Consider the following 23,149-nt stretch of genomic DNA (forward strand, 5'->3'; position numbering starts at 1 on the left):
CACGAGCCGCACGCCCGCGGTCAGCCTCTCGGCAGCGGCGGGCGGCCGGTGAGAACCGCTCGCGGCGACAGCCGCGCGGTCAGCCGGTGACGCCAGGGCGTGGACCGCCAGGCCGCCTGCTCGACCGTGCGCGCGAGCCGGCGAGCCTCGCCGGCCGACCGGCGACCGGCCGCGCCGTCCCAACCCGGCGCGCCCGTCATCGTCGAGTCAGCGCCGCCCGGTCCAGCCGGCGACGCGAGCGAACCTGTCGGCCCACCGGACCCGTCGCGCGGCAACGCAAGCGGACCCGTGCGGCCGGAGGTCAGCCCCAGCCGGCCGGTCCGTCGGCCATCGGCCAGCGCCCCCGGTCCCGGGCGGCCAGCCGCCGGTCCGGTCTGGCCAGTCGTGACCGGGAAACCGGCCAGCCCACGCGGGACCCGGCCGGCCGCGTGCGTCGGGCCGTGCCGATGGGTCGGCATCGGGCCACTGCCCGGCACCGGCACCACCGTCGCGCCGGCTACCAGCACGGCTCCAGCCGTGCCCTCGGGCCGGCCGGCACCGTCATCCGGTCCGAACAGGGCGAGCGTGGCCAGGTGCGCGAGACCACGCAGCGCGCTCATGCTGGCGCCCGCCCCGGCCGCGCCCGCCCGCCTGCCGTCGGCACGTTCACCTCCGACGGCCTGCGCGCCGAGCTCGACGACCTCGGCAGGGCTAGCCGAGGCCGGTACGGGCACGCCCACAGCCAGGAGCGCGTCGACCGCGTGCTCCCAGGCCAGGACGACCCGTTCCCGAGGCGAGTGCCGGGCCGACAGCCGCCGCCGCCGACGTGCCAACGGCCGGCCCAACGCGATCCCGAGATAGCCGGCCGCCAACGCGCCGACGCCCACGGCTACCCACTCGACCAGGCCGCGGAGGTGCCCGGCACGCCCGGACGGTGCCGCGGCGGCCGCGGCCGGGCGGTTCACGGCCGCCGGAACGGCCAGTGGGCCGCGGACGGCGGCGTCCACCAGCGCCGCCTGAGCGGCGGACTCGCCCTGGGTGGATCCGGCCAGCGCGGCGCCCTGGGCGTCCACCGCCGACGGCGTCGGGAAGAACGGCAGCCAGCCGGCGCCGTCGAACCGGACCTCCGCCCAGGCCAGCGCCTGGCGCCCGGTCACCGTCACGGCCGCCGACCCGGCCGGAGCGGCCGGGGTGAACCCGACCACCACGCGGCTCGGCAGCCCGAGGAGGCGCGCCGCCAGCACGAAGGTCGTCGCGAACTGCTCCGACGTGCCACGCCGCGTGTCGGCGACGAAGTGCTCGACGTGGGCAAGCGAGTGCCCGGGCGGAACCCGCGGGTCGAACTGGAAATTGGTCGCCAGGTAGTGCTGGAGCAGCGCGGCCTGCTGGAACGGGCCGGTGCCCTGGCCGGCGGCCACCCGGGCGAGCGCACGCAGCACCGGCGGCACGTTCGCCGGCACGGCCAGGTATTCGGCGTCCTGGTCGGCGGTCGCCGCGGTGCCGCTGGTCAGCGCCGCGAGCTGGGCCACCGAGCGCACCGGCGCCGGCCGCGACACCACGGTGAAGCGCTCACCCGTCGTCACGGGCGCCGTCCGCAGCAGCAGCCCGTCCGCCAGGTCGGCGGCCAGCCCCGCATCCGCGGAAGGGCCGACCTGGACCGGACGGTCGAGCGCCGGCAGCAGCGTCCCGGTCAGCCCGGCGACGGTGAGCTCCTGGGTGACGGGCGCACCCCCCGTGCTCGGCTGGTCCCGGGCGGCCGTGACGGTCTGACCGACGCGGGTGTAGGGCGCGGACGACGTCCAGTTGGCGCCGTCGAAGTCGCTGAGCACCGCGAGCCGCAGCGGGACCGGGCCGGCCGACTGGCCGGCCAGCCGGATCGTGAACAGGTTGTCGTCCGGCCGCGCCGTCCAGCCGGCGAGCTCGGACAGCGGGTTCAGGCCGTCGACCTGGTCGGCCGGGGTCGCCCGGTACGCCCGCGGGTCCACCGGCCCGCCGGCCGCGAAGGCAGCGGGCAGCAGGGCGCCGGCAGCGACCGCCGCGACGACCACGACGGCCAGCGCCCCCGTCGCTCGGGCCGCCGCGAGCGGCCGTGACGGCCGGCCGGGGCCGAGCGTGATCCGGATCGGCCCAGCCGGCGCCGAACCGTCCGACCGCTCGCCCGGTGTCGTCCCGCCTGCCGCGGGCCCCAGGGCGAACCCGTCAGCGGTCTGCACCGAGCGCGGTCCCGTTCCCGGCCGGCCAACCGTGCCGGGCCCGGCTGTTCCCATCGGGGCTACCGGCCGACGGGCGAGCGCCAGCAGGCCGGCCAGGGCCGCGAGGGCCGCCGCCGGGGCCAGGTTCGACCCAGGCCCCGGCACCGCCGCGGCCGTCGCCGCGAGCAGGCCGAGCAGGGCCGGGCCGGCGGGCAGCAGCCGGGTCCTGGTCCGCACGACCAGCTCCGCGCCGAGTGCGGCGGCGAGCCAGGTGACCAGGAAGGGCACCACGAGCAGGTCGGCGTCCGCGGGCGCCGGCACGGCTACGTCGAGCAGCCGCGTCGGCCCGGCGAGCACTCCCGTCCGGACCTCGGCGAGCCGGGCGACGGGCCCGCCAGCTCCTGCCGTCACAAGCGCCGCCGCCACCAGTACGAAACCCGCGGTCCACAGCAACGCGGACAGCGCGAAGGGGGCCGCCCGGCGCCGGCCCAACGAGGCCGCCATGACCAGCAGGACCGGCGCCACGGCGGCGACCGGGACGAGCAGCCGCAGGTCCGCCGCCGAGAACAGCCGGACGAGCCCCCACCCGTCGACGGCGGCGAGCGCCGCCACCAGCAGAAGCGCCGCGGCACGCCGACCGGCCGGCTCCGCCGGCGCGGGCGGCTGGGCCGGCCGGCTCCGTGGGAGGAGGCCCGAGCCGGTGCCCGCCCGGCCGGCCGGCGCGTCGGATCCCGGTCCATGGGCTTCAGGTCCAGGCGCCTGCGGCCCCGGGGCCTCCGGCCCACGAGCCTCGGGTCCCCAGCCGCCCTCGGCCGCGGGCTCCCGCGCCGACCGGCCCCGGCCGGCCGGATGACGCGCCGCGGGCAGTGGCGGCACCGGGACGCGCACCGTGTCCGCCTCGGAACGCTGCACGATCGGCACCGTCGGCGAGGTGGGCCCGTCGACCGGCCGGCCGCTGGGCGTCCCGCGCGGCGAGACGCCCCGCCACTCCCGGCGCCGCGCGTTCTCCACCAGGTCCGGGCGGTCGGGCCCGCTCACACGACACCGCCGCCGAAGTAGCCGGCGCGCGCGTTGGACCGCACCCCGGCGGCCCGGCCCCGGCTGCCGACCGGCCAGACCTCGGCCAGCCGTGCGGCGTCCGGGATGTCCACGACGCGCAGCCGCCCGGCCACGCTGGTACCGATCTCGCTGGGCCGGCCAATCAGGTCGAACCGCCCGAGCAGGGTCGCGGCGTCGGGCGCCGAGGAGGCGCGGCGCAGCCGGGGCCGGCCGGCCGGCGTCCGCCGGGAGCGGGCCCGGGCGGCCGCCAGGCTGCGGGCACCGACCCGCACGACCACCACCTGCCCGAAGCGGTGCACCACCGGCGCCACGGCCCGCAGCTGCCCGTCGTCGAAGCCGCCGGTGACCACGACCAGCGTGCCGACGCCGCCACGGCGCACGGTGCCGAGCACGTCGAGGGTGCCGGCAGGGTCCAGGTCGACCTCCGCGAGGTCGTCGAGCAGCGCGTAGGTCTCCGGCGCCCGGCCGCGGCCGGGCCGGCGCACCCCGGCGGTGGTGAGCAGCACGACGCCGAGCGACTCCTGGGCGCACCCGAGCAGCACCGACGCGGCGACGTCGACCGCCTCCTCGAACGTCTCCGCGCCGACCTCGCCGGGCGGGTAGGCCACCGGCCGGGTGTCGAGGACGACTGTCGACGCCGGCTCGCTCGGCTCGACGTGCTCGCGGACCATCAGCACGCCGGTCCGGGCGCTGGACGGCCAGTGCACGAAACGCAGGTCCTCGCCGCTGACGTACTCGCGCAGCCCGTGGAAGATCACCCCGCCGGCGGCGCCGTCGGCCGTCCGCCCGTCCGGGTCACGGGCCGGGGCCGCCGGAGCCGCGCCCAGCGGGACGGCCCGGGGCCGGACCCGCAGGACGTCGGCCGCCGCGAGCCAGCTGGCGGAGCTGACCAGGCCGAACGGGTCGGACCGGCGGACCAGCACCGGCCCGAAACCGATCATCCCGCGGCGCTGGGTGTCCAGCGGCAGCTCCAGGGACCGGCTGCTCGCGCCGCCGAGCCGGCGGACATCCACGACGATCGTCCCGCCGGCCCGGGCCCACCGGCGCCGGTCGGCGCCGCTGGTGGGACTGGCCTCCTCGATGGATGCCTCAGCGGCCGGTCCCGCGGCTCCTCGCACGGCGGCACCCCGCCCGGCGGGCGAAGTCTGGCCTGCGCGCGCCCCGGCCCCCGCCCAGCGGGCGTCCCGGACCTCGCCGGCCGTCGCGAGGGCGCGCCGACGCCGGCGGCCAGGCGCCGGGGGGAGGCCGCGTGCGCCGTGGCTCCAGAGGATCTCCACCCGGACGCGCGGCGACGGCCGCCGGTGCGGGTTGTGCAGCTCGACGACGAGCGCGGCCGGCTCGCCCCGGGGCACCCCACCGGGCCTGACCCGCAACGTGGCCCGCAGGCGGGGCCGGCGGGCCACCGCCAGACCGGCGAGCAGCAGTGCGCTGAGCGCCGCCGCGGCCAGCGCTGCGAGCTCGGCGTAGCGGAGCACGAAGGCACCCGCCGCCAGCACCACGCCGGTGGCGAGCACCCCGACGCCCAGCGGCGTGATCCGGGTGACCACGACCGGCCGCTGCTCGGGCGTCTCCTGCGCGGCCGCCGCCGGGCCCCCGGCCGCCAGGCCGGCCGAGATCAGCGCGGTCCCCGCATCGCCGGCTGACGACGTCTCGTCCGTCGCCTCCGCGCCTCGGGCCTTCTCGCTCGCGTCACTTGTTCCCGCGCGCACCGGTCACACGCCGACGAGGCGGCGAGGTGAGGGGACCGCCCGCAGCACCTCGGCGACGACGTCCTCGGCGGTCACCCGCTTCAGCTCGGTCTCCGGGCTGAGCACCAGCCGGTGGGCGAGCACCGGGGCGGCGAGCGCCTTCACGTCGTCCGGGGTGGCGAACTCCCGGCCGGTGGAGGCGGCCCGCACCTGGACCGCCCGCAGCAGCGCGATGCTGCCGCGCGGGCTCCCGCCGAGACGCAGCACGTCCGGGATTCGCCGCGTCGAGGCGACCAGATCGACGATGTAGCGCCGCAGTGCCGGGGCAACGTGCACCGACAGCGTCCGTTCGCTGTGGGCGATGACGTCCTCGGCCCGCATCACCGGGGCCAGGTCCTCGACCCGGCGGCCCACCTGCCGGCCCTCCAGGATCTCCAGCTCGGCCTCCGTGCTCGGGTAGCCGAGGCGCAGCCGCATGAGGAAGCGGTCCACCTGGGCCTCCGGGAGCGCGTACGTGCCGTCCATGTCGACCGGGTTCTGGGTCGCGACGACCATGAACGGCAGCGGCACCGGATAGCGGGTGCCGTCGACCGTCACGTACCGCTCCTCCATCACCTCCAGCAGCGCGGACTGGGTCTTCGGGGACGCCCGGTTGATCTCGTCGCCGATGACGAGGTTCGCGAAGACGGGGCCCGGACGGAAGCCGAACTCACCGAGGCGCTGGTTGTAGACCGTGGTGCCGGTGATGTCGGAGGGCAGCAGGTCCGGGGTGAACTGGATGCGGTGGGAGCTCGCGTTGACCGACGCGGCGAGGCTGCGGGCCAGCGTCGTCTTGCCCAGGCCGGGCACGTCCTCGACGAGCAGGTGGCCCTCCGCGAACAGGCAGATGACCGCGAGCTCGATCGCCTCCCGCTTGCCGCGGATCACCCGCTCGACGTTCGCGACCACGTCGGCGAAGGCCGTCGCGAACGTGTCCAGCGCGGCGCTCATCGCGCGCCGGCCCGGGTGGCGCTGGGGATCGTCACGTCCGGTCTCCTCCGTGGACTACGGGAGCGGTCTCGGCTGCCGAAGGCCACGGCGCCCGGCTGCGGCGCGCGGCTCCGCGGCGAGTGGCGGGCGGGTCACGCCGTCCGAGGGGGACGGCAGGCGCGACCCGCCCGCACGGGTGGCGGGGGGAGCCACCCGGAACCTTCCCGGTGTGCGCGCCCGCAAGGTCTCCCCGCGGCCCGAGCCGGTTCGCTCAGTTCAGACGAGGGACCTCCGCCGTTCGTTGTCCCGGAACCCGAGAAAGTTGGCCGCTCGGTGATTTCGGGTGATTCCCTGCCAGCCGGGCCAACGACGCATTTCTGGCTCTGATCGGGTCGCAACCCGTCAGACAGGCCGGCCGTCACACGTGCCGTGACCCGCACACCGCGAAGCGGACCGACTCCGCCCAGTCCGGCCGGCCCCGCCGGAACACCCGGATCCATCGGGCTGGCCGGACTTGACGCGCTCGCGGGTCCGGCCGCGGCCGACAGCCATGACGAGCTCACCGGGCCGAGCGGACCTCCGGACGAGCCCGCGCCGTCGGGCCGGGCCCGGCGGGTGACGTCGATCGTCGCGGCGCTCGCGCTCGTCGCGGTCGGTGGCGCGGCCGCGCTCGGCCGCGGCTCCCACCCGGTGGCGCTGGCGCTGTCCGACGGTGGCGGCTGGCTGGCGAGCGAGCGGCTCGGCCTGCTGTTCCACGTCAACGGGCCGTCCGGACAGGCCGACGCCGCGGTGGCGCTCCCGGGCGCGGCCGGGCACCCGCTGACCGTGCTGACCGGCTTCGCGCGGCCCGCCGGGGCGACTCCCACCGACGCGGGACCATCCCAGCCGGCGGGGTCCCGTCGGCCGACGTCCACCGCTCCGGCTGCCCCGTCGTCCACCGCCGCGGCGGCACCGACAGCCACCGCGGCGGCGGACCTCGGCGTCGGCTGGCCGTCGGACCAGGCCGAGGCGGTGATCGTCGTGGACGACCTCGCGGGCACCGTCTGGCTGGTCGACCCGTCGCTGCTGACGATCAGCGCCTCGGTCGCGCTGCCGCCGGGGGGCGTCGTGCTCGCCGCGGCCGGGGTCGCCTACGCCGTCGACGCCGCCTCGGGCCGGGTGATCCGCCTCGACCCGCGCACGCTGGCCCAACTCGGCGCGCCGATCACCTTCCCGGCCGGGCTGGGAACGGTGGCCCAGACGCCGGACGGGACGCTGTGGGTGCCGGTGCCGAGCGCCGGCACCGTCGTCCCGATCCGGGCCGGAGTTCCGGGGACGCCGGTGCCGGCGGCTCCGGCCGGCGACCGGATCGACGTCACGACCGTCGCCGGGTCCGCCGTCGTCGTCGACCAGACCGCCGGCACGGTCGCCGGCCTGACGGCGGACCACGCGGAACCGGCCATCCGGCTGCCAGTCGCGCCGCCCCAGTCGGCGGCCGCAGGCGCCGACGACCGACTGGTCCTTCCGACCAGTACCGACGGTCACGTGCTCCCGCTCGCCGAGCCGGCGAACGGCGAACTGCTTCTCGCGGACCTCGCCACCGGCCGGGTGAGCTCGACGACGCTGCCCGCTCTCGGCGCGGCGGACGTCGACGTGTCCGCCCTGGCGGCCGCCACGGGCACCGGCACGGGCCCGGGCCACCAGGTCGGCGCGCCGCTCTCCCACGACGGCCAGGTCTACGTGCCCGACTCCACGGCCGGGGTCGTCTGGGACTTCGACCCGACCACCGCGCGCTTCGCCGCGCCGGTGCCGGTCGCGCCCATCGGCACCCCGTCGCGGATCAGCCTGGACGTCCAGAACGGCCAGCTGTGGATCAATGACGAGACCGGCCCCACCGTCGTCCTGGTCGACGGCGCCAGCCGGCGGACCCTCCTGAAGTTCGGCGCGGCGCTGCCCGGCGGCACCCGCACTGACACACCGCGCCCGCTGCCTCCCGGCCCCACGCCGACGGCCAGCCTGCCGTCGTCCCAGGCCAGCGGCCCAGGCACGGGCGGCCGGCCGGGCCTGATCTGGCCCGGCTGGACTCCGCCCGGCACCCGCGACACCCGCGGCGACAGCGGCGACAGAACAGACGGGACGGACCGGGGCACCGGTCGGCGGAACGGCGGACAGACCGGGTCCGGAAACGGCCGGGGCGGCGGCCAGCCGGGTGGGCGGACCGACAGCCAGCCGACCGATAGCCAGCCGCCGGGCTCCGGCCAGCCCGAACCGCCGGCGAGCAACACCGCCGCCCCGCCTCAGCCCGAGCCGACCGCCGGCGAACAGCCGTCCGGCCAGCCAACCGGCTCCGGCGGTCCGGGCGGCGGGCAGACCGGTGGCACCAGCCGGACCGGTGGAGGCGGCCGCGTCGGTACCGGCGGCTCGGAGGCCGCGTCCGGTTCCGGTACCGAAGGCCCGTCCCCGGGCCAGGCCGGCGCCGGGACGCCCGGGTCCGCCGGCCCGCCGCAGGCCGAACCGACGACGGCGCCCGCGCCAACCGGCCCGCCCAGCGGCTCGGCTGGCGCACCCGGCCGCCCGACCGCTCCCGCGACCCCGACCACGTCTCCCGGCCGGGCGCCGACGCCACCAGACCAGGGCTCACCAAGGCCACCTGGGTTCTGGCTGCTCACCGCCGACGGCTCGGTCCTCGCCCGCGGCACGGCGGAGGCGGTCGCCACCGGCGCCGCCGGCCCAGGCGCGGTCGCGATCGCGCCGACCGCGACCGGCCACGGCTACTGGCTGGTCGACGCGGCCGGCGCCGGCCGCCCGGTCGGCGACGCGCCCGCCGTGCCGGCCGTCTCCGCGGGTGGCACGGTCGTGGCGGCGGCGGCAGGCCCGACCGGAGGCGGGTACTGGACCGTCACGGCCGCCGGCACCGTCGTCCCGCACGGCACGCTGGCCGGCTACGGGTCGCTGCGCACCGCGCCCGCGGCACCGGTCGTCGCCCTGGCCGCCACCCCGACCGGTGGTGGCTACTGGCTCCTCGACGCCGCCGGCGGCGTCTACCCGTTCGGCGACGCCGGGACGATCGCCCCCGGCGCGCAGCCCACCGGCCAGGCGACCGGGCCGCAGCGCCTCGTCGGCATCACGGCGTCACCGACCGGGTCCGGCTACTGGACGGTCACCGCGGCCGGAGTCGTCGGCGCGCACGGCACTGCCGGCGGCTACGGTTCGGCGGCCGGGTCAAGCACCGTCGTCGGCATCGCGGCCACCCCCAGCGGCCGCGGCTACTGGCTTATCGACGCCGACGGCGGCGCCCGTGCCTTCGGCGACGCCGTCACCATCGGGACGGCCGCCCCTGCGGGCACCCGGACCATCGCGGTCGCGGCGGCACCGTGACCGGCCCAGGGGGCCACAAGGCCGGGCGGCGACGGGCCACCCTGGCCTGGCTCGCCGGTGCCACGGCCGTCAGCATGGGGACATTCCCGCCGTACTTGCGCCGCCACGGGCGTACCCTCAGCGCTCCCGGGGGCCGCCGGTCCGGCGGACCGGGCATCAGGTCGGAGGCCGTCATGCCGTCAACCAGCCCACGGACCCGCACCCCCGCCTCCCCGCGCCCGGCCGCGCCGACGGCGGGGTCCCGGCCGCCCCAGCGCAGGGGTGCGCGCGCCGCCCTGCCCGTGCTGGCGCTCGTCGCCGCCGTCCTCGCCGGCTGCTCCAGCGGCGGCACACCGGTGCCCACGACGCCCGCCACGTCAAGCGGAGCCCCGACGGCGACGCCCAGCCAGGTCGCCACGCCGCAGCCGAGCCCCAGCGAGGCGCAGGCGCCGAGCGCGCCCGCGTGGCCCAGCGGGCCGACCTCCAGGATCCGGTCGACGACGCCGCCGCCCGAACTGGTCAATGTGACCGCCGGTCACGACGTCGTGAACGAACTCAGCTTCGACCGGGTGGTGTTCGAGTTCACCGGCGGGCTGCCGGGCTACACCGCGCAGTACGTCAACCAGGTGCTCACGCCAGGCCAGGGCACCGCGATGGCGCTCGCCGGGCAGGCGTTCTTCCAGATCGTGCTGACCCCCGCGGCCGCGCACGACGCTTCCGGCCAGCCGACCGTGACGAGCCCGATCGACGGCGGCGGCCTACCCGCGATTCGCCAGATCGCGCTGGCCGGTGACTTCGAGGGCTACGTCCACTTCGGCATCGGCCTGTCGGGTGTCGCCGGCTACCGCGTGACCGAGCTGGCCAAGCCCGACCGGCTGGTCTTCGACTTCGCCGCCCAGGCCACCGGCGCTCCCTGACCGCGCGCCGCACGGGGCCATGTGGCTAGGGTCGTGCGGTGAAGCTCGCACAGGTGATGGTGCTCGTCGACGAGTACGACCCCGCGATCGTCTTCTTCACCGAGGTACTCGGTTTCGAGCTGGTCGAGGACTCGCCGGCGACGACGAGCGACGGGCGGCCGAAGCGGTGGGTGGTGGTCCGCCCACCGGGCGCCGAGACCTCGGTCCTGCTCGCTCGTGCCGACGGGCCGACGCAGTCGGCCGCCGTCGGTAACCAGGCCGCCGGGCGGGTCGGGTTCTTTCTGCACGTCGACGACTTCGAGGCGAGCTACCGACGCCTGCGCGCCGCGGACGTCACCTTCCTCGGCGAGCCGCGGGACGAGCCGTACGGCCGGGTCGTGGTGTTCTTCGACCTCGCCGGCAACCGCTGGGACATGATCCAACCCGCCTGACCTGAAGCCTGGTGCCTCGCGGCCACCGGCGGACGACACGAGTCGTTGGATACAGAGCGTGGCCGGCAGGAGCGTCGCGGCGAGTCGGTGTCAGGGGTTGTCGGACCTGTCAGGTATACGACAGACGACAACCAAACAGTCGCCTGGAGCGTCCTCAGACTTGGGACGCGCGGCCGTCCGGCACAGCTCTGGTCATCGGGGGGGACGTGGACTCACGCGGAGGCGCGTCGCGTGCGTTGGCGCGCCCGCCGGCGCGGGCGACGCCGCTGCCGGGCAGCCCGTTGCGCGCGTCGGATCCCCGCGAGCTCGACGGCTACCAGCTGCTGCGCCGCCTCGGCGAGGGTGGCATGGGCACCGTCTACCTGGGCCGATCCCCGTCCGGGCGACGCGTCGCCGTCAAGATCGTGCGTGCCGAGCTGGCCGACGACCCCGAGTACCGAGCGCGGTTCCGCCGCGAGGCCGAGGTCGCCCGCCGGGTCGCCCGCTACTGCACCGCCGAGGTGCTCGACGCCGTCGACCCCCCGGACGGCGCGCCCTACCTGGTGACCGAGTTCGTCGACGGGCCGCCGCTGTCCCAGACGGTGTCGCGGCGGGGGCCGCTCGGGTCGGCCGACGTGGAGCGCGTCGCCGTCAGCGTCGCCTCGGCGCTCACCGTGATCCACGCGGCCGGGCTGGTGCATCGCGACCTCAAGCCGTCGAACGTGCTGCTCTCGCAGTTCGGCCCGCGGGTGATCGACTTCGGCGTCGCGTGGGCCGCGGACAGCGTCGCGGTGACCCGGGACCTGGTCGTCGGAACCCCCGCGTTCATGGCCCCGGAACAGGCCCGCGGCCAGCGGGTGACCTCCGCCGCCGACATCTTCTCCTGGGGCGGGCTGATCATCTTCGCCGCGACCGGGCGGCGCCCGTTCGGCGGCGGCGCCGTGCCGGCCGTGCTGTACCGCATCGTCAACTCGGACCCGGACCTCGACGGGCTCGACGAGGGGCTGACCGATGTCGTGCGGGCCGCCATGCGACGGGACCCGGCCGAGCGGCCGACCGCGGCGGAGATCGTCGGCCGGCTCCAGGCGCTGAGCACGGTCCGGGCCACCTCGCCCGTCTGGGTCACCCCCCCAGGCAGTGAGCCGGTGACCGGCGCGAGCGGCGCGGTGGCACCGACGGGCGCCGACGGTACCGGCGGCGAGCAGGACGGCGCCGCGCCGGCCGCCGGCGTGGGCGGCCTCGACGCGGCCAGTCCCCACGCCGCGGACAGAGCCCCCGCCGCCGGGGCCTTGCCGACCACCGACGGGTCCAGCGGCAGCGTCGGGCACGGCGGTCCGGCGGCGAGTGCCGTGGCCACCAGTGACGCGGCGTCCAGCGCCGGGGCCGCCGCGGGCCTCGGCGCGCTGTCCGCCGGGGCGCCGGCGGCCGACGGCTCGGACGCGGCCCGCGCCGTCGAGGTGGCCGACGGGGCCGCGCCGGCCGGCGTGGGCACCCCGGCAGGCGCGCAGTCAGGTCCGGTGGCACTGAGCGGCGCAGCTCAGGCGGACGCGGCTCCGGTCGCGGACGCGGGGCTGACCAGCACGGCTGAAGCCGGCGCGGGTGTCGCCGGCACGGAGCTGGTCGGCGCGGCGGCGGGCGGCGCCGACACAGCCGCGGACAGCTCGCCGGGCGACGGGTCCGGCGCGAGCGCGGCCGGCGGGGTTGCCGCGCCCGAGTCCACAGCGCCTGACGGGTCCCTGGAACTGGCCAGCGGCGTGCGCGAGCCGGCCGTCGCCGGGGACGACGAGCCAACCGTCGGCAGCGGCCCGGTGGACGTCGCGGGCCTCAACGACGACTTCACGTTCGGTGACCTGAGCGTCTGGAGTGAAGAAGGCACCGAGCTCACGGTCGGCTACCTCGCCCGCCTCGACGCCGTCGACGACGGCCCTGACCACTCCGGGGACGCGAGCTTCCGCGATCTGGACTACGCCGACCCCGCCTCCAGCCTCGACGACGACTCCGACGGCATCAACCGGATCAGCCAGCGGACGATGACGTTGCGCGGCGACTCGCCCCGCGGCCCGGGACGGACCCTGGAGACCCTCAACCTGGCCAGCCTCGACGGCTCCGGTCGTTCAGGCGGCTACGGATCGACCTGGCCGCCGCCCCGCCGGCAGGGCCCACTGGCGGCGCTCGCCCGGTGGTTCCCCCGTTTCGCGCAGGACGGCCGAATCCCGTGGACCACCCTGATCAGCGCGTTCAGCGTGATCGTGGCACTGGCGGCCGTCGGTGTGGCAGCCGCGGCGGCGCTGGACAGTGGTGGCCGGTCCGCCCATGCCGCCCTGGCCGCCCAGCTGACGATCCCGGACAACCTCGTGGGCCTCACCGCCAAGGAGGCCGAGGCGCGGCTGCACGCGGCCGGCTTCGCGCACTGGCGGTTCGAGCTGAAGCCTGACCTCAAGCCGAAGGGCACCATCCTCAGCGTCCAGCCGGGCGAGGGTATCGAGATCGACCCGACCGACACCGTGACGCTGGTCGTCTCGGCCGGCATGGACTCCGTCAAGATCCCCCAGGTCGTGGGGCTCGCCGACAGCGCGGCCCGGTCCAACCTGCAGGACGCGGGCCTGACTGTCGTCGTACGCCCGATCAGCGGGCCGGCCAGCGTCAGCGCCGGTCATGTGGCCGCGATCTTCCCGGTCGCGGGCACCGAGGTTCCGCCGGGTTCCAGCGTCACGATCCTGGTGGTCGTACCGGCCGGCACGAAGTCGCTGGCCACCGTGCCGTACGTCATCGGGCTGTCGACGAACGACGCGCAGGACGCCCTGCACCGGGCCGGATTCACCGACGTCGCGATCGCCTACGCGGCCGCCCCGGATGCGGCCGGCCTGGTGACCGCCATCGATCCGCCCGCCAACACGACGACGGCCAAGAACGCGACGGTCACGCTGACGGTGTCCACCGGCCCGGGCGAGACCGCGGTTCCCGATGTCGCCGGCCGGACGCAGGCGGATGCCGAGGCCGCCCTGCAGACGGCCGGGCTGGTCGCCGCGATCAAGGTGGACTCCGGGCCGTCGACCATCACCGCCGGGCTGGTGGAGACCGTCGACCCCGCGCCCGGCTCGAAGGTGCCAGTGCAGGCCACGGTGACTATCACGGTGGTCAGCGCGCAGGTCGCGATGCCGGACACGAGGGGTAGCCAGCGCGCCGAGGCCGAACAGCTGCTCGCCTCCTACGGCCTGACCGCCGCCGTGACGCAGCAGTCGAGCAGCGCCGCGGTCGGGACCGTGCTGTCGCAGACGACCACTCCTGGCGCCATGATCGCGCGCGGGAGTACCGTCACGCTCGTGGTCGCCAAGGCCGCCGGCCCGCCGCCGGGCGGCGGCTCGCCTACGACGGGTCCGCCCTCCCCACCAGCCTCGCCCACCCCGACCGGGACCACATCGTCACCGCCGCCCGCCTCGGCGGCGGGCTGACACCGATCGGCGCCCTTCCCGGGGCCTGGCGACCGAACGCGAGGCGGCAGCGCGCGACCACTCACCGGGCGGCTGCCGTCCGTCAGGCAGGGGTCGCCGGGAGCGGTTGCCAGGAGCGAGTCCGGCGACGGCACCAGAATCGTCGGTTCCCGCCGGTAGCATTGTCACGCATTCAGTAGCGACCTCGGCACCGACGGCTGAATCTTGCGAGACGTATACGGAGGTTCTAACCTGGCTCGTGGTCAAGAGGACTGCGTCAAGGCCTGGCTCGCCGTCCGGCAACCTTCGCGCAAGGTGCCCCAGGAACGACCTGATCGCCGCCGGTGACAACTGGTAGCGGTAACGCGGATCTCCCGAACCGGGCACGGTCGCGGGGGTCCACCGAGGCCCCCGGAGGTTGACGTGTCCAAGCGCCCGAACCCCACCCGCGCTGACCTGCTGGCCCTGCTCGGGGCCCAGCCGGAGACCTCCGTCGCGGCCATCTGCCGTTCCTACCTCTCCCGACGCCGGGAGCTGCTGGCCTCCGACCCGGACCACCGCCGGCCCGAGGTGGCCCGGCTGGACGACGCCTTCACCCGGCTGCGCGCCGCCACCGATCTCGAGAGCCGCCTCGACGACTACCCGTGCGCCGAGGTCAAGATCGGCGTCGAGGACACCACCGTGGTGGTGCGCTCGGCGCCCGCCGGCACCGCCAGCGGGGAGTTCCCGTTCCCCGGCGTGGAGCGGGTGCACGTGCTCACCGCCTTCAACCCGCGGTCCCGCCGGCTGCGCCCGCACGAGAACGCCAACCGCCAGCGCGCGCTTGCGGGCCGCGTCGCCACGACCGGCCTGCCCTCGTGGCCCGCGGTCGGCGGCGGCCGCCAGGCGCAGACGAGCATCGCCGTCGCCGGCCTGACCAGGGCACGGGCGCGCGCGCTCGGCGCCGAGTTCGAGCAGGACGCCGTCGTCGAGTGGACCCCGACGGCGTGGTCGGTGGTGCCGTGCGACGAGCTCGTCGCACCGCGCGAGTTCGGCTGGCGTAGCTCGCGGCTCACCAAGCCGCTGCCGGACCCGGCGGCCGCCGCCCGGCGCGCCGAGGCCGCCGCCGCGGCGGACAGGGCCGCGACCGACGTGCGGACGGCGACGGCCGACGGCCTGCCGTCGACCGACGAGGCACGGCCCGCGGACGAGGAGACCGGTCCGGTCAGCGACGCGCACGAGATCCTCGTGGCGGACGCGGTCCGGGCGCTGGCTGCCGAAGAGGCGGAGACCGCGGCGATCGCCCGGGCGCGAGAGCTCACCGCCGCGACGCCGGCGGCGGGCACCGCCACCGACACGACCGCCACCACCGACACCCCCATGGTCACCGGTGGCCCGGCCGCCGAGACCGGGACGGACGGCTCGGGTGGTCCGGCTGCCGGCGGCGCGCCGGCGCCGCGCAAGGCCGACCCGGCGGCCGGGGGCGCCACGCCAGACCCACACGACCTTCCCGCCTCCCACGGCGGTAACGGTGAGTGACGCGGTCGCCTTCAATACCGGCCTTCCGCTCGCCGCCGACCTGCGGACCCACCTGCTCAGCCAGCTCGGCGCCGAGGAGGAGTGGATCGGGCGTGGCCCGGACGGCACCGGGCTGCTCTGGCGCCACAGCGAGCTCGGGACGTTGCTGGAGCTGCTCCCGGTCCCCGACGGGGCGTCGGCCGTCGCCGTACTGCGGGTCACCACGCCGGTCTCGACGATCGGCGATCCGGCCCGCGCGCGGGCCCTCTGCCAGCGGCTGAACGCCGAGATCACCCTGAACCGCTGGATCGCAGGACCCTGGCCGGCCATCCCGGACCGCCCCGACCCGGACGACGACGACGAGGACGAGGACGACGGGCCGGCCGATCGCGCCAGCCTGGCAGACGACCCGACCGAGCCGGCGGTACGGGTGGAGCCGGCGGGCGAAGACGTCGAGGCAGGCTCGGGCGCCGAGGCATCCACCGCCGCCGAGAAACACCTCGAGGCGCACGCCGAGCCCGCGCCCGGGGCCCGGCCGGCCGAGCTCGCCCAGCCCAGCCCGCTGGCCCTGGAATCCTTCGCGGACGAGGCCACCGACGTCGGGCCGGACGCCCTTTACCTGTCGTGCTCGTTCGTCGTCGGCCGGCTCGACCAGGCCGGCGACGATGAGGACGAGGACGACGACCCCGACGACGACCCCGACGAGGAGGACGTCGCGGCACCCGGCGGCGCGGCGCTGGCCCGGCTCGCCGTGGCCGCGGTCGGCGACCAGATCGCGACGGCGGTCGCCGCGCTCGGCGACGGCCTGCACGACGAGGTCGCCGGCGTGCCGTTCGTCGCCCGCGACGCCGACGGCGAGGCCCGCCCCGGCCGGCACCGCGTCGCCCGCTACCACGACCTGCTGCACGTCGGCGCCGACGCGGACAACACCCCGCTCTGGCGCGGGCTGCTGGCCGCGTTCGACGGGCTGCGCTACGACCAGGAAAGTGACGGCGGCCCGGTGTGGGGCGCCGGCGACGGCCGTGGCTTCCGCTGCGAGGTGCCGTTCAGCTGGGGGCCGTTCTTCACGCCGGAGGACCGGCCGGTCGAGGTCGTGACCGCGCCGGAGCCGGCGCCGGCCGGCCTGCTGACCAGCGTCGTGCTGGCCAGCCGGCAGGACCCGCGCCCGGAGGCGGGCGAAGGCCTGCTGATCACCATGCGCACGCCGGTCTCGGTCCGGCCGAGCGACGACGTCGCCGGCGTCCTGACCGCACTGAACATCCAGGACGCCCGCGACCCGGGGGCCGCGCACGGCGTCGGGGCCTGGGTGCTGCGCGGTGGGGCGCCGACCTGGACGATCTTCCTGCCGAACGCGGTCATGGCCGCGGGCACCCGCGCGACGGTGGCGCTGCTGCGCGAGGTGCTGCTGGCCGCGGCCGGCGCGTCGATGCTCGCCCGCCGGGTCCTGCTCACCGGCGAGGACCTCACCCCGGCCGACCGCTACCCGATCGGCCCGGCCTCGCGCCGGCCGGCCGGCCTGGCCTTCGCCGCCAGCTCCACCGCCTGCGACGAGCCGGCGCTGGCCCTGGACGCGCTGTACGCCTCGCTGGTCGGGCCAGATGTCGACTGGTCCGTGCTGGGCTCGGCCGGCTTCGACTGGTGGCCGTACCACGGCCGGCAGCGGCTGCGGGTCACCCCGCGGCCGGCCCCGGACGACCGCCGGGCCGGCTCCCTGCGTATCTCGACCGAGGTGGCCAGCAAGGTTCCCGCGACCCTCGACGTCCTGCGGCTGCTCGCGCGGCGCAACGCCGACGACGGCCGGTCGGCCCTGGTGCTCGACCCGGTCGCCGGGACCGTCGAGGCGGTCGCCCGAGTGCACCTCGGGCCGTCGCTCTGGTCGCCCGACCGGTCCTGGGCACGGCTGGTCGCCGTCGACCAGCTGATCCGCGCCGACGAGGCCGCGGCCGCGCTCGTCGGTCTCGGCGGGCCGGCGCGCGGCGGCGCCGCGGCGAGCTCGGCGCACCCGACGAACGGGCCGCGCCCGAGCCGGGACATCCTGTTCGAGGCCCTGCCGGACGTCCGCCTCGGTGCCCAGGAGGCGATGAACGGCGACGCCACCGTCCGCCCGCTCGTGCTGCCGATCACGCTGACCTCGTTGATGGCGCCGCCGCACCGGGTCACCGGCCACGAGCCGGGCCGGACGCTGACCGCCGAGTGGTGGACGCGGACCTACGATCCCTCCGGCCCGGCCGCGCGCTGCCGGTCCGAGCTGACGGTCACCGACCACCCGGACCTCGGCCTCGGCATCCGGGTCCGCACCTGCCTGGACTACCTGCCGGGCGACGTCGACGAGCGGGCCGCCTGGTGCAACGACCGCAACCGCGCGCTGCTGGCCGAGACCGCGGCCGACGACCTCACGGTCGTCGGCGGCTGGGGCCTCGACGCGACTGACGCCCCCTGCCTGACCACCTGGTTCTTCCCGGAGACGATGCTCGGCGACCATCCGGACGAGGTCGCCGGGGCGCTGGGCCGGCTGGTCCGGTACCAGCAGTGGATCGTCTTCGTCAGCCTGGCGGACTCGCCGGTGGCACCGGTGACGGACGCGCGCACGGTGGCCGAGCTGGCCGCGGGCCTGCCGTCGCTGTTCGGCGCCTTTCGCGCCGTCCTCGACTACCCGGCCGGTCTCACACTGACGGCCGCGCCAGCGGTTGGTGACGACGCCCGGCCGGAGACGGTCGTCGTCGAGTGGACCCGGCCGGTGACCCCGCCGGTGCACGAGGAGCTGATGAGCTGGCCGCGGCTGGCCGAGCCGGTCAGCGAGCCGAGCCGGCCTCGCCTGGTGACCCGCCTCGACGCCCCGCTCGACGGCCTGCGCGGCCCGCTCGCCCTGCTGCTGACCGCGCTGGCGGCGGGCAGCCGGACCTGGCTGCCGGATCTCAGCGTCCCGCCCGACCCGGCCCGGCCCGGGGCGAAGCCGCTCACCGTGCCCGGCCACCTCGGCAACGCGTTCCGGGACGCGCACGTCCGGGACGCGCTCGGCCGGCTCCTGTTCGACGGCCAGATCGCCGACGACGGCCACGGCACGGGCTTCCTGGTGCTGGCCGAGCCGCTGGTGCCGGACGAGCAGGGCGACAGCCCGTCGGCGGGCCGGGCCGAGGCTTCGACCACCGCCTCGATCGACACGGCGGACGTCGAGGTCTCCGGGTTCGGGCCCGGAGGCGGGCTCGGCGCCGACGCGGAGTTCTCGTTCACGGCCGACGACGAGGTCGGGCTGGGCCGGCGCGCGCCGACGACCATCGCGCGGCTGGCCCCGCCCACGCCGGGCGACCACCCGTTCTACGGCGCCGGCACGATGGTCCTCGACACCCATCTGGACCCCGGGCTGCTGCGCCCCGGCGACCTGGAGCGGCTGGGCGAGCTCAGCCGGATGGGTCAGCTCGACCGCCTCGGGACGTTCGACGACACCGGTGTGCCCAGTGGTGGTGGCCGGCCAGCGGACGACGCCGAGCTGACCGCGGCGCTGATCGCGATCTCCACCCTCGCGCCCGCGCAGACCTGTGGCGCCTGGATCGCGCACGAGAAGTCCGGCACGCTGGCCTACCGGATCTGCCTGCCGCCGTCCTGCCTGCTCTGGCCGGCGCCGGAGGCGGTCGGCTCGATCGTGGACGCCGCCTGGCGCGTCGCGATCGCGCAGGTCCGCGCCGCCGCCCACCTGCTCAGCGCCCAGGCGATGTCCCCAGGCGGATGACGGCTCCCGCGCTGGGCCGGTCGTGTCGTCGTGGCCGGGCTCAGCGGGCCGAAAGAAGCAGTGCGCCCGCGATGGGGCCGCCGCCGGCGCCGACGGCGGCCACCTCGCGCCGGGTGAGCTGGCGTTCGCCCGCCTGGCCGCGCAGCTGCAGGCAGGCCTCGTGGACGATCCAGTAGCCGTGCATCCGGCCGGCTGACAGCTGGCCACCGTAGGTGTTGATCGGGAACGAGCCTTCCAGCGCGATCCGCCCGGGGCCCGCGACGAAGGGGCCGGACTCGCCCTCGCCGCAGAACCCGAAGGCTTCGAGCCAGGCCAGGGCCAGGAAGGTGAAGCCGTCGTAGAGCTGGGCGAAGTCGACGTCGCCTGGTCTGAGGTCTGTCCGCGACCACAGCTCGGCCGCGGCGTCAGAGGATGCCATCCTGGGGTAGTCGGCCCGCAGGTACCAGCCGCCGGGGCCGGTCGAGCCGCCCATCGCCTCGACCTGGACGGGGTGGTCGCAGGCGGTCTGATGGTCCGCCGTGGACACGACCAGCGCGATCGAGCCGTCGATGGGCACGTCGCAGTCCAGCAGGCCGAACGGCTCGGAGATGAGCCGGGCGGACAGATAGTCGTCCAGCGTGATCGGGGTCCGGAAGACGGCCGACGGGTTGAGCCCGGCGTTGCGTCGGCTGTTGACGGCCAGGGCGCCAAGCTGCTCTTTGGTCGTGCCATAAAGGTGCATGTGCCGGCGGCAGTGCATCGCCAGCCAGTTCGCGGCCGAGTACGCGTGGGCATTCATCAGCTCAGCCATCCCACCGGCAAGGCCGTCCCGGGCTGGGAAAACCGGCCCTGCCGCGTCGCCCCCGGGAGCGGGGTCCAGGCCCGCGCCTTCGAGATGGGGCGCCGCGCCGTCGGGGAGGATCGCACCGCCGATCATCTGGACTGTGCGGTAGACCAGCACGTGCCGGGCCTGTCCGCTGCCGACCGCCTGGACGGCCGACATGACCGGCGAGAGCAGGCCGCCGGTGTCGATGCCGCCGCCGAGGTAGGTCGGCGCCAGGCCGAGAACGCCGCAGGCCGCCTTGACCGGTGTGTCCCCCAGCGTGGCGACACCGTCGATGTCCTCGGGTCGCAGCCCCGCGTCGGCGATCGCCTGCCGGGACGCCTCCGCCGTCAGGTCGAGGCCGGGGATGCCGGTGCGCCGGCCGATCCGCGAGATCCCGATGCCCGAGATGATGGCGCCCCGCTCCGGAACTCCCGTCATACGGGCGACGCTATGGCCCGGCGTGCGCCCTCGTCGCCCGAAGCATTCTGGATCACACGCCCACCCCGCCGCCGGGCCGACCGCGGGCCCTACGGTCGGGAGAGCCGGTGGCCAACCCCACCGACGGCCCGGCAACGCAGCTCGGAGGTCTCATGACCACGTCGTCAGTCGACGCGGGCCACCCGTTGATGATTCAGCGCTGCGCGGCCTGCCGGCGCTGGACCCATCCGGAGGCCGCGCGCTGCTCCTCCTGCGGAGGAGCGCTGGCGGTCGAGCCGGTGAGCGGCGCCGGGACGGTCTTCACCTTCACGGTCAATCACCACGCCTTCCACCCGACATTGCCGGTGCCCTACGTCGTAGCTGTCGTTGAGCTCGCGGAGCAGGAGGACCTGCGGATCGTGGCCAACATCGTCGGAGGTGCGCCTGCGGACGTGGCGGTTGGCATGGCGGTGCGCGCCGCGTTCGACCAGCTCGGCGATTCTGGTGTCCCCGTGTTCCGCGCCGAGGTCAGGAAGCCAGCCGAGTAACCGCGGTCGGGAAGAGCCTGGCGACGAGTCGGACCGCGGCGGGCTCCGACGCCTCGTCGAGCTCCGCTGGCTCGGCCACCGCCGACGGTCCTGGGGCGCACGCGAGCTGGGTGGGCGCCGCCCCGGGCCCGGCCTCGCCGCGCACCAGGGCCACCGGCCCGGATCGTTCCCCGTCGGCGAGCAGCCGGGCGATCCCGCGGATCTCGACCGCGGTACGCGGGTTGGTGAGATCGAAGACGGAAACGCTCACCGGGGCCTCCTTCGCCAGATCTCCAGCCGGCTGGCGCGGAGCGACGATCGACAGCAGGAGCGCGTCGCCTTCCCGCCGTAGCCCGACCGCGCGCGAGTGCGGCTCGCCGTCCGGGCCGACCATGGCCAGCATGGCGACACTCGGCCCGTCCAGGATCGCGCGTAGCTCGGCTCCGAATGCCGCATCGCGTAGCGCGACATCCAGGGCCGCCGACGGCTCCGCGGAGGGATCGGCCCCGTTGTCTCGCAGCCGCCGGGTGAGCCGCCAGGCGACCAGGCCGAGCACGGTGGCCGTGGGGATCTCGACGAGTGTCGCCGTCGCGATGCTGAGCAGGAAGTCATCGGTTCCGCTGGACAGGGCCATGTCGAACCAGGCGTCACAAAGCAGCAGAGTCGCGGTGACGACGGAGGCGGGGATGAGGGTCCAGCGGTCCCGTAGCGCGCTGTAAGCGGTCGTTGCCAGCGCGCCCAGCTCCGCGACGTCGTAGCCGGTCCACGCCAGTCGCCAGCCCTGAGTCTCATAGTGCATCGGCAGGCTGACGGACAGGTCGACGATCCAGGCGACGAGCGCCACGCAGCTGACCAGCAGCGCGATCCCAAGGCGGAAGCGGCGTCGGCGGGTGGCCGCTGGCAGCGGCGGGTGCAGAGTGGCCATGTCCGGCTCCTGTGGTCAGGTGTCCGGTGTTGCCTGGCTCAGGCCAGGTCGGACCCGCTCGGCACGACTGACCGTCCCCCCAGGCGCACACCCCGCCGCGCCTTGGGATGAGCATCTGTAGAGAGCAAGGCGATCCATCGCACAGTTATGCCCACGCGAGAGCAACTTTCGAACTGGTCACACCCGCTGGATTTTCCAGGCCTCGCCGGCTCCCCGCCCGCCCGCGCGCCACTCCCGGCGCGAGCGGCGAGGTCCGCCGTCGAGTCGCCGCCGGACGGCGTCAGAAATGGCCCAGCAGATCCGGGAAAGAACCGAGGCGCAGCACACCGGCGTCGGCGGGGTCGAGGTCGGCGTGCTCCAGCGCCCAGCCGTTCTCGTCGGGGATGTGCACCGCTCGCCAGCCGGCCGCCCGCGCGGGGAGAATGTCGGACTTCGGCGAGTTTCCGATCATCCATGTGGTCGTCGGGTCCAGCGCGAGCCGCTCGGCGAGCCCGCGGTAGGCGCCGACGTGCTTCTCCCGGACGATGTGGGTACCGAGCTCGAAGAACCCGGCCAGGCCGGAGGCGTCGATCTTGCCCTGCTGCTCCTCCGGGTTGCCCTTGGTGAGCAGCGCGAGCCGGTGCCGGCCGCCGAGCTCGCGCAGCGTCTCGGCCACCCCGGGCATCGGCTCCACCCGGTGGTCCGCCAGCGCCACGGCGAGCTCGGCGATCTCTCGGCGCTCCCGCTCGTCGGCCGGGCGCTCCCGAAGCCGCTCGAACAGGTCATGCAGACTACGCAGGAAGACCTTCGTGCCGTAGCCGTGCGCGACCGTGTTCGCCGCCTCGATGTCCAGGAGCAGGGCGTACAGCGCATCGCGGTCCAGCGTCGGATGGGCCAGCCAGTCCAGGTAGTCGTGGATGACCCGCTCAAACCTGATGTTGTTGGACCAGAGCGTGTCGTCAGCGTCGAAGACCAACGTCATGCGCGTATCACCCGAAGCCGGCACAACTCGATCTGACCAGACCCCGCCGGTCGCCGTCGACCACTTTTCGGCTTCGCGCCGCCCCGGCGGACGGGCTTCGGGCCTCCACGCGGCGGTTCGGGTCCGCGAGGGTGGGCGACCGCGGCGACCGCGGCGAGGACGGCTAGGACGGCGACGGCCGCGCAGATACCAAAAGACAGAAGCGAAGAAATTTTCTCCGCTTCTGTCTTGCGCCACCAACACCGGAAGACGACCGACCTCGGCCTGTTCCCGCAACGTAGTAGTTTGTAGTAGATCGCACCGTCACTG

General features: G+C 76.0%; 13 protein-coding genes and 1 riboswitch. Of the genes, 7 read left to right on the forward strand and 6 right to left on the reverse strand.

All coding sequences use genetic code 11. From position 1 onward, the window contains the following. Positions 1-20 precede the first annotated feature (20 nt). Genes FRADC12_RS10840 through FRADC12_RS10850 form a run of 3 tightly spaced genes read right to left on the reverse strand, consistent with a single transcriptional unit; the run spans position 21 to position 5,908 of the window. Entirely contained in the window at positions 21-3,209 is a 3,189-nt protein-coding gene (locus FRADC12_RS10840) for a transglutaminaseTgpA domain-containing protein (RefSeq protein ID WP_052710834.1), read from the reverse strand. Continuing rightward, complete coding sequence (locus FRADC12_RS10845; RefSeq protein WP_232303724.1) at positions 3,206-4,939, reverse strand: DUF58 domain-containing protein; 1,734 nt, start codon at positions 4,937-4,939, stop codon at positions 3,206-3,208. Before FRADC12_RS10845 ends, FRADC12_RS10840 begins: the two co-directional genes overlap by 4 nt. A gap of 3 nt (positions 4,940-4,942) precedes the next feature. Further along, complete coding sequence (locus tag FRADC12_RS10850) at positions 4,943-5,908, reverse strand: AAA family ATPase (RefSeq protein ID WP_045876557.1); 966 nt, start codon at positions 5,906-5,908, stop codon at positions 4,943-4,945. Positions 5,909-6,316: 408 nt separating this feature from the next. Between FRADC12_RS10850 and FRADC12_RS10855 the strand changes: the two genes are divergently transcribed. The 6 genes from FRADC12_RS10855 to FRADC12_RS10880 all read left to right on the forward strand — a co-directional run bounded on the left by FRADC12_RS10855 (position 6,317) and on the right by FRADC12_RS10880 (position 19,205). After that, the gene (locus tag FRADC12_RS10855; RefSeq protein WP_045876558.1) at positions 6,317-9,244 is read left to right on the forward strand and encodes a hypothetical protein; all 2,928 of its coding nucleotides are present in this window, start codon (positions 6,317-6,319) and stop codon (positions 9,242-9,244) included. A gap of 173 nt (positions 9,245-9,417) precedes the next feature. Then, positions 9,418-10,140: an AMIN-like domain-containing (lipo)protein gene (locus tag FRADC12_RS10860; RefSeq protein ID WP_045879410.1), complete on the forward strand. Its 723-nt coding sequence runs from the start codon at positions 9,418-9,420 to the stop codon at positions 10,138-10,140. Positions 10,141-10,178: 38 nt separating this feature from the next. After that, positions 10,179-10,571: a VOC family protein gene (locus FRADC12_RS10865; protein WP_198152860.1), complete on the forward strand. Its 393-nt coding sequence runs from the start codon at positions 10,179-10,181 to the stop codon at positions 10,569-10,571. A 206-nt stretch (positions 10,572-10,777) separates the two neighbouring features. Next, a complete protein-coding gene (locus FRADC12_RS28320) occupies positions 10,778-14,002 on the forward strand; it encodes a PASTA domain-containing protein (RefSeq protein ID WP_052710835.1) in 3,225 nt (1,074 codons plus the stop codon). A 240-nt stretch (positions 14,003-14,242) separates the two neighbouring features. Next, positions 14,243-14,353: riboswitch (SAM riboswitch) on the forward strand. A 51-nt stretch (positions 14,354-14,404) separates the two neighbouring features. Then, a complete protein-coding gene (locus tag FRADC12_RS10875) occupies positions 14,405-15,499 on the forward strand; it encodes a DUF3293 domain-containing protein (protein ID WP_045876560.1) in 1,095 nt (364 codons plus the stop codon). Then, complete coding sequence (locus tag FRADC12_RS10880; protein WP_157488800.1) at positions 15,492-19,205, forward strand: hypothetical protein; 3,714 nt, start codon at positions 15,492-15,494, stop codon at positions 19,203-19,205. The genes FRADC12_RS10875 and FRADC12_RS10880 overlap by 8 nt, the downstream gene beginning before the upstream one ends. A gap of 40 nt (positions 19,206-19,245) precedes the next feature. Here FRADC12_RS10880 and FRADC12_RS10885 read toward each other — a convergent pair whose 3' ends face one another. After that, on the reverse strand, positions 19,246-20,448 hold the full coding sequence (locus FRADC12_RS10885) for a thiolase family protein (RefSeq protein ID WP_045876562.1): 1,203 nt from the start codon (positions 20,446-20,448) through the stop codon (positions 19,246-19,248). A 152-nt stretch (positions 20,449-20,600) separates the two neighbouring features. Between FRADC12_RS10885 and FRADC12_RS10890 the strand changes: the two genes are divergently transcribed. Then, complete coding sequence (locus FRADC12_RS10890) at positions 20,601-20,975, forward strand: Zn-ribbon domain-containing OB-fold protein (RefSeq protein ID WP_045879412.1); 375 nt, start codon at positions 20,601-20,603, stop codon at positions 20,973-20,975. Here the strand turns inward: FRADC12_RS10890 and FRADC12_RS28325 are convergent. Together FRADC12_RS28325 and FRADC12_RS10900 are read right to left on the reverse strand one after the other, a co-directional pair. Beyond that, positions 20,956-21,879, reverse strand: a complete 924-nt coding sequence (locus FRADC12_RS28325) for a pyridoxamine 5'-phosphate oxidase family protein (protein ID WP_052710836.1) — start codon at positions 21,877-21,879, stop codon at positions 20,956-20,958. The genes FRADC12_RS10890 and FRADC12_RS28325 overlap by 20 nt on opposite strands. A 280-nt stretch (positions 21,880-22,159) precedes the next feature. Further along, the gene (locus FRADC12_RS10900; RefSeq protein WP_045876563.1) at positions 22,160-22,840 is read right to left on the reverse strand and encodes an HAD family hydrolase; all 681 of its coding nucleotides are present in this window, start codon (positions 22,838-22,840) and stop codon (positions 22,160-22,162) included. Positions 22,841-23,149 lie beyond the last annotated feature (309 nt).

Origin of the sequence: Pseudofrankia sp. DC12 (assembly GCF_000966285.1) — a bacterium.
Classification (GTDB): Bacteria; Actinomycetota; Actinomycetes; order Frankiales; family Frankiaceae; genus Pseudofrankia.

Bases quoted from the DNA above. Each gene is read 5' to 3' on its own strand.
- FRADC12_RS10850 (WP_045876557.1), bottom strand. From the start codon at position 5,908: ATGAGCGCCGCGCTGGACACGTTCGCGACGGCCTTCGCCGACGTGGTC.
- FRADC12_RS10860 (WP_045879410.1), top strand. From the start codon at position 9,418: ATGCCGTCAACCAGCCCACGGACCCGCACCCCCGCCTCCCCGCGCCCG.
- FRADC12_RS10885 (WP_045876562.1), bottom strand. From the start codon at position 20,448: ATGACGGGAGTTCCGGAGCGGGGCGCCATCATCTCGGGCATCGGGATC.
- FRADC12_RS10890 (WP_045879412.1), top strand. From the start codon at position 20,601: ATGACCACGTCGTCAGTCGACGCGGGCCACCCGTTGATGATTCAGCGC.
- FRADC12_RS28325 (WP_052710836.1), bottom strand. From the start codon at position 21,879: ATGGCCACTCTGCACCCGCCGCTGCCAGCGGCCACCCGCCGACGCCGC.
- FRADC12_RS10900 (WP_045876563.1), bottom strand. From the start codon at position 22,840: ATGACGTTGGTCTTCGACGCTGACGACACGCTCTGGTCCAACAACATC.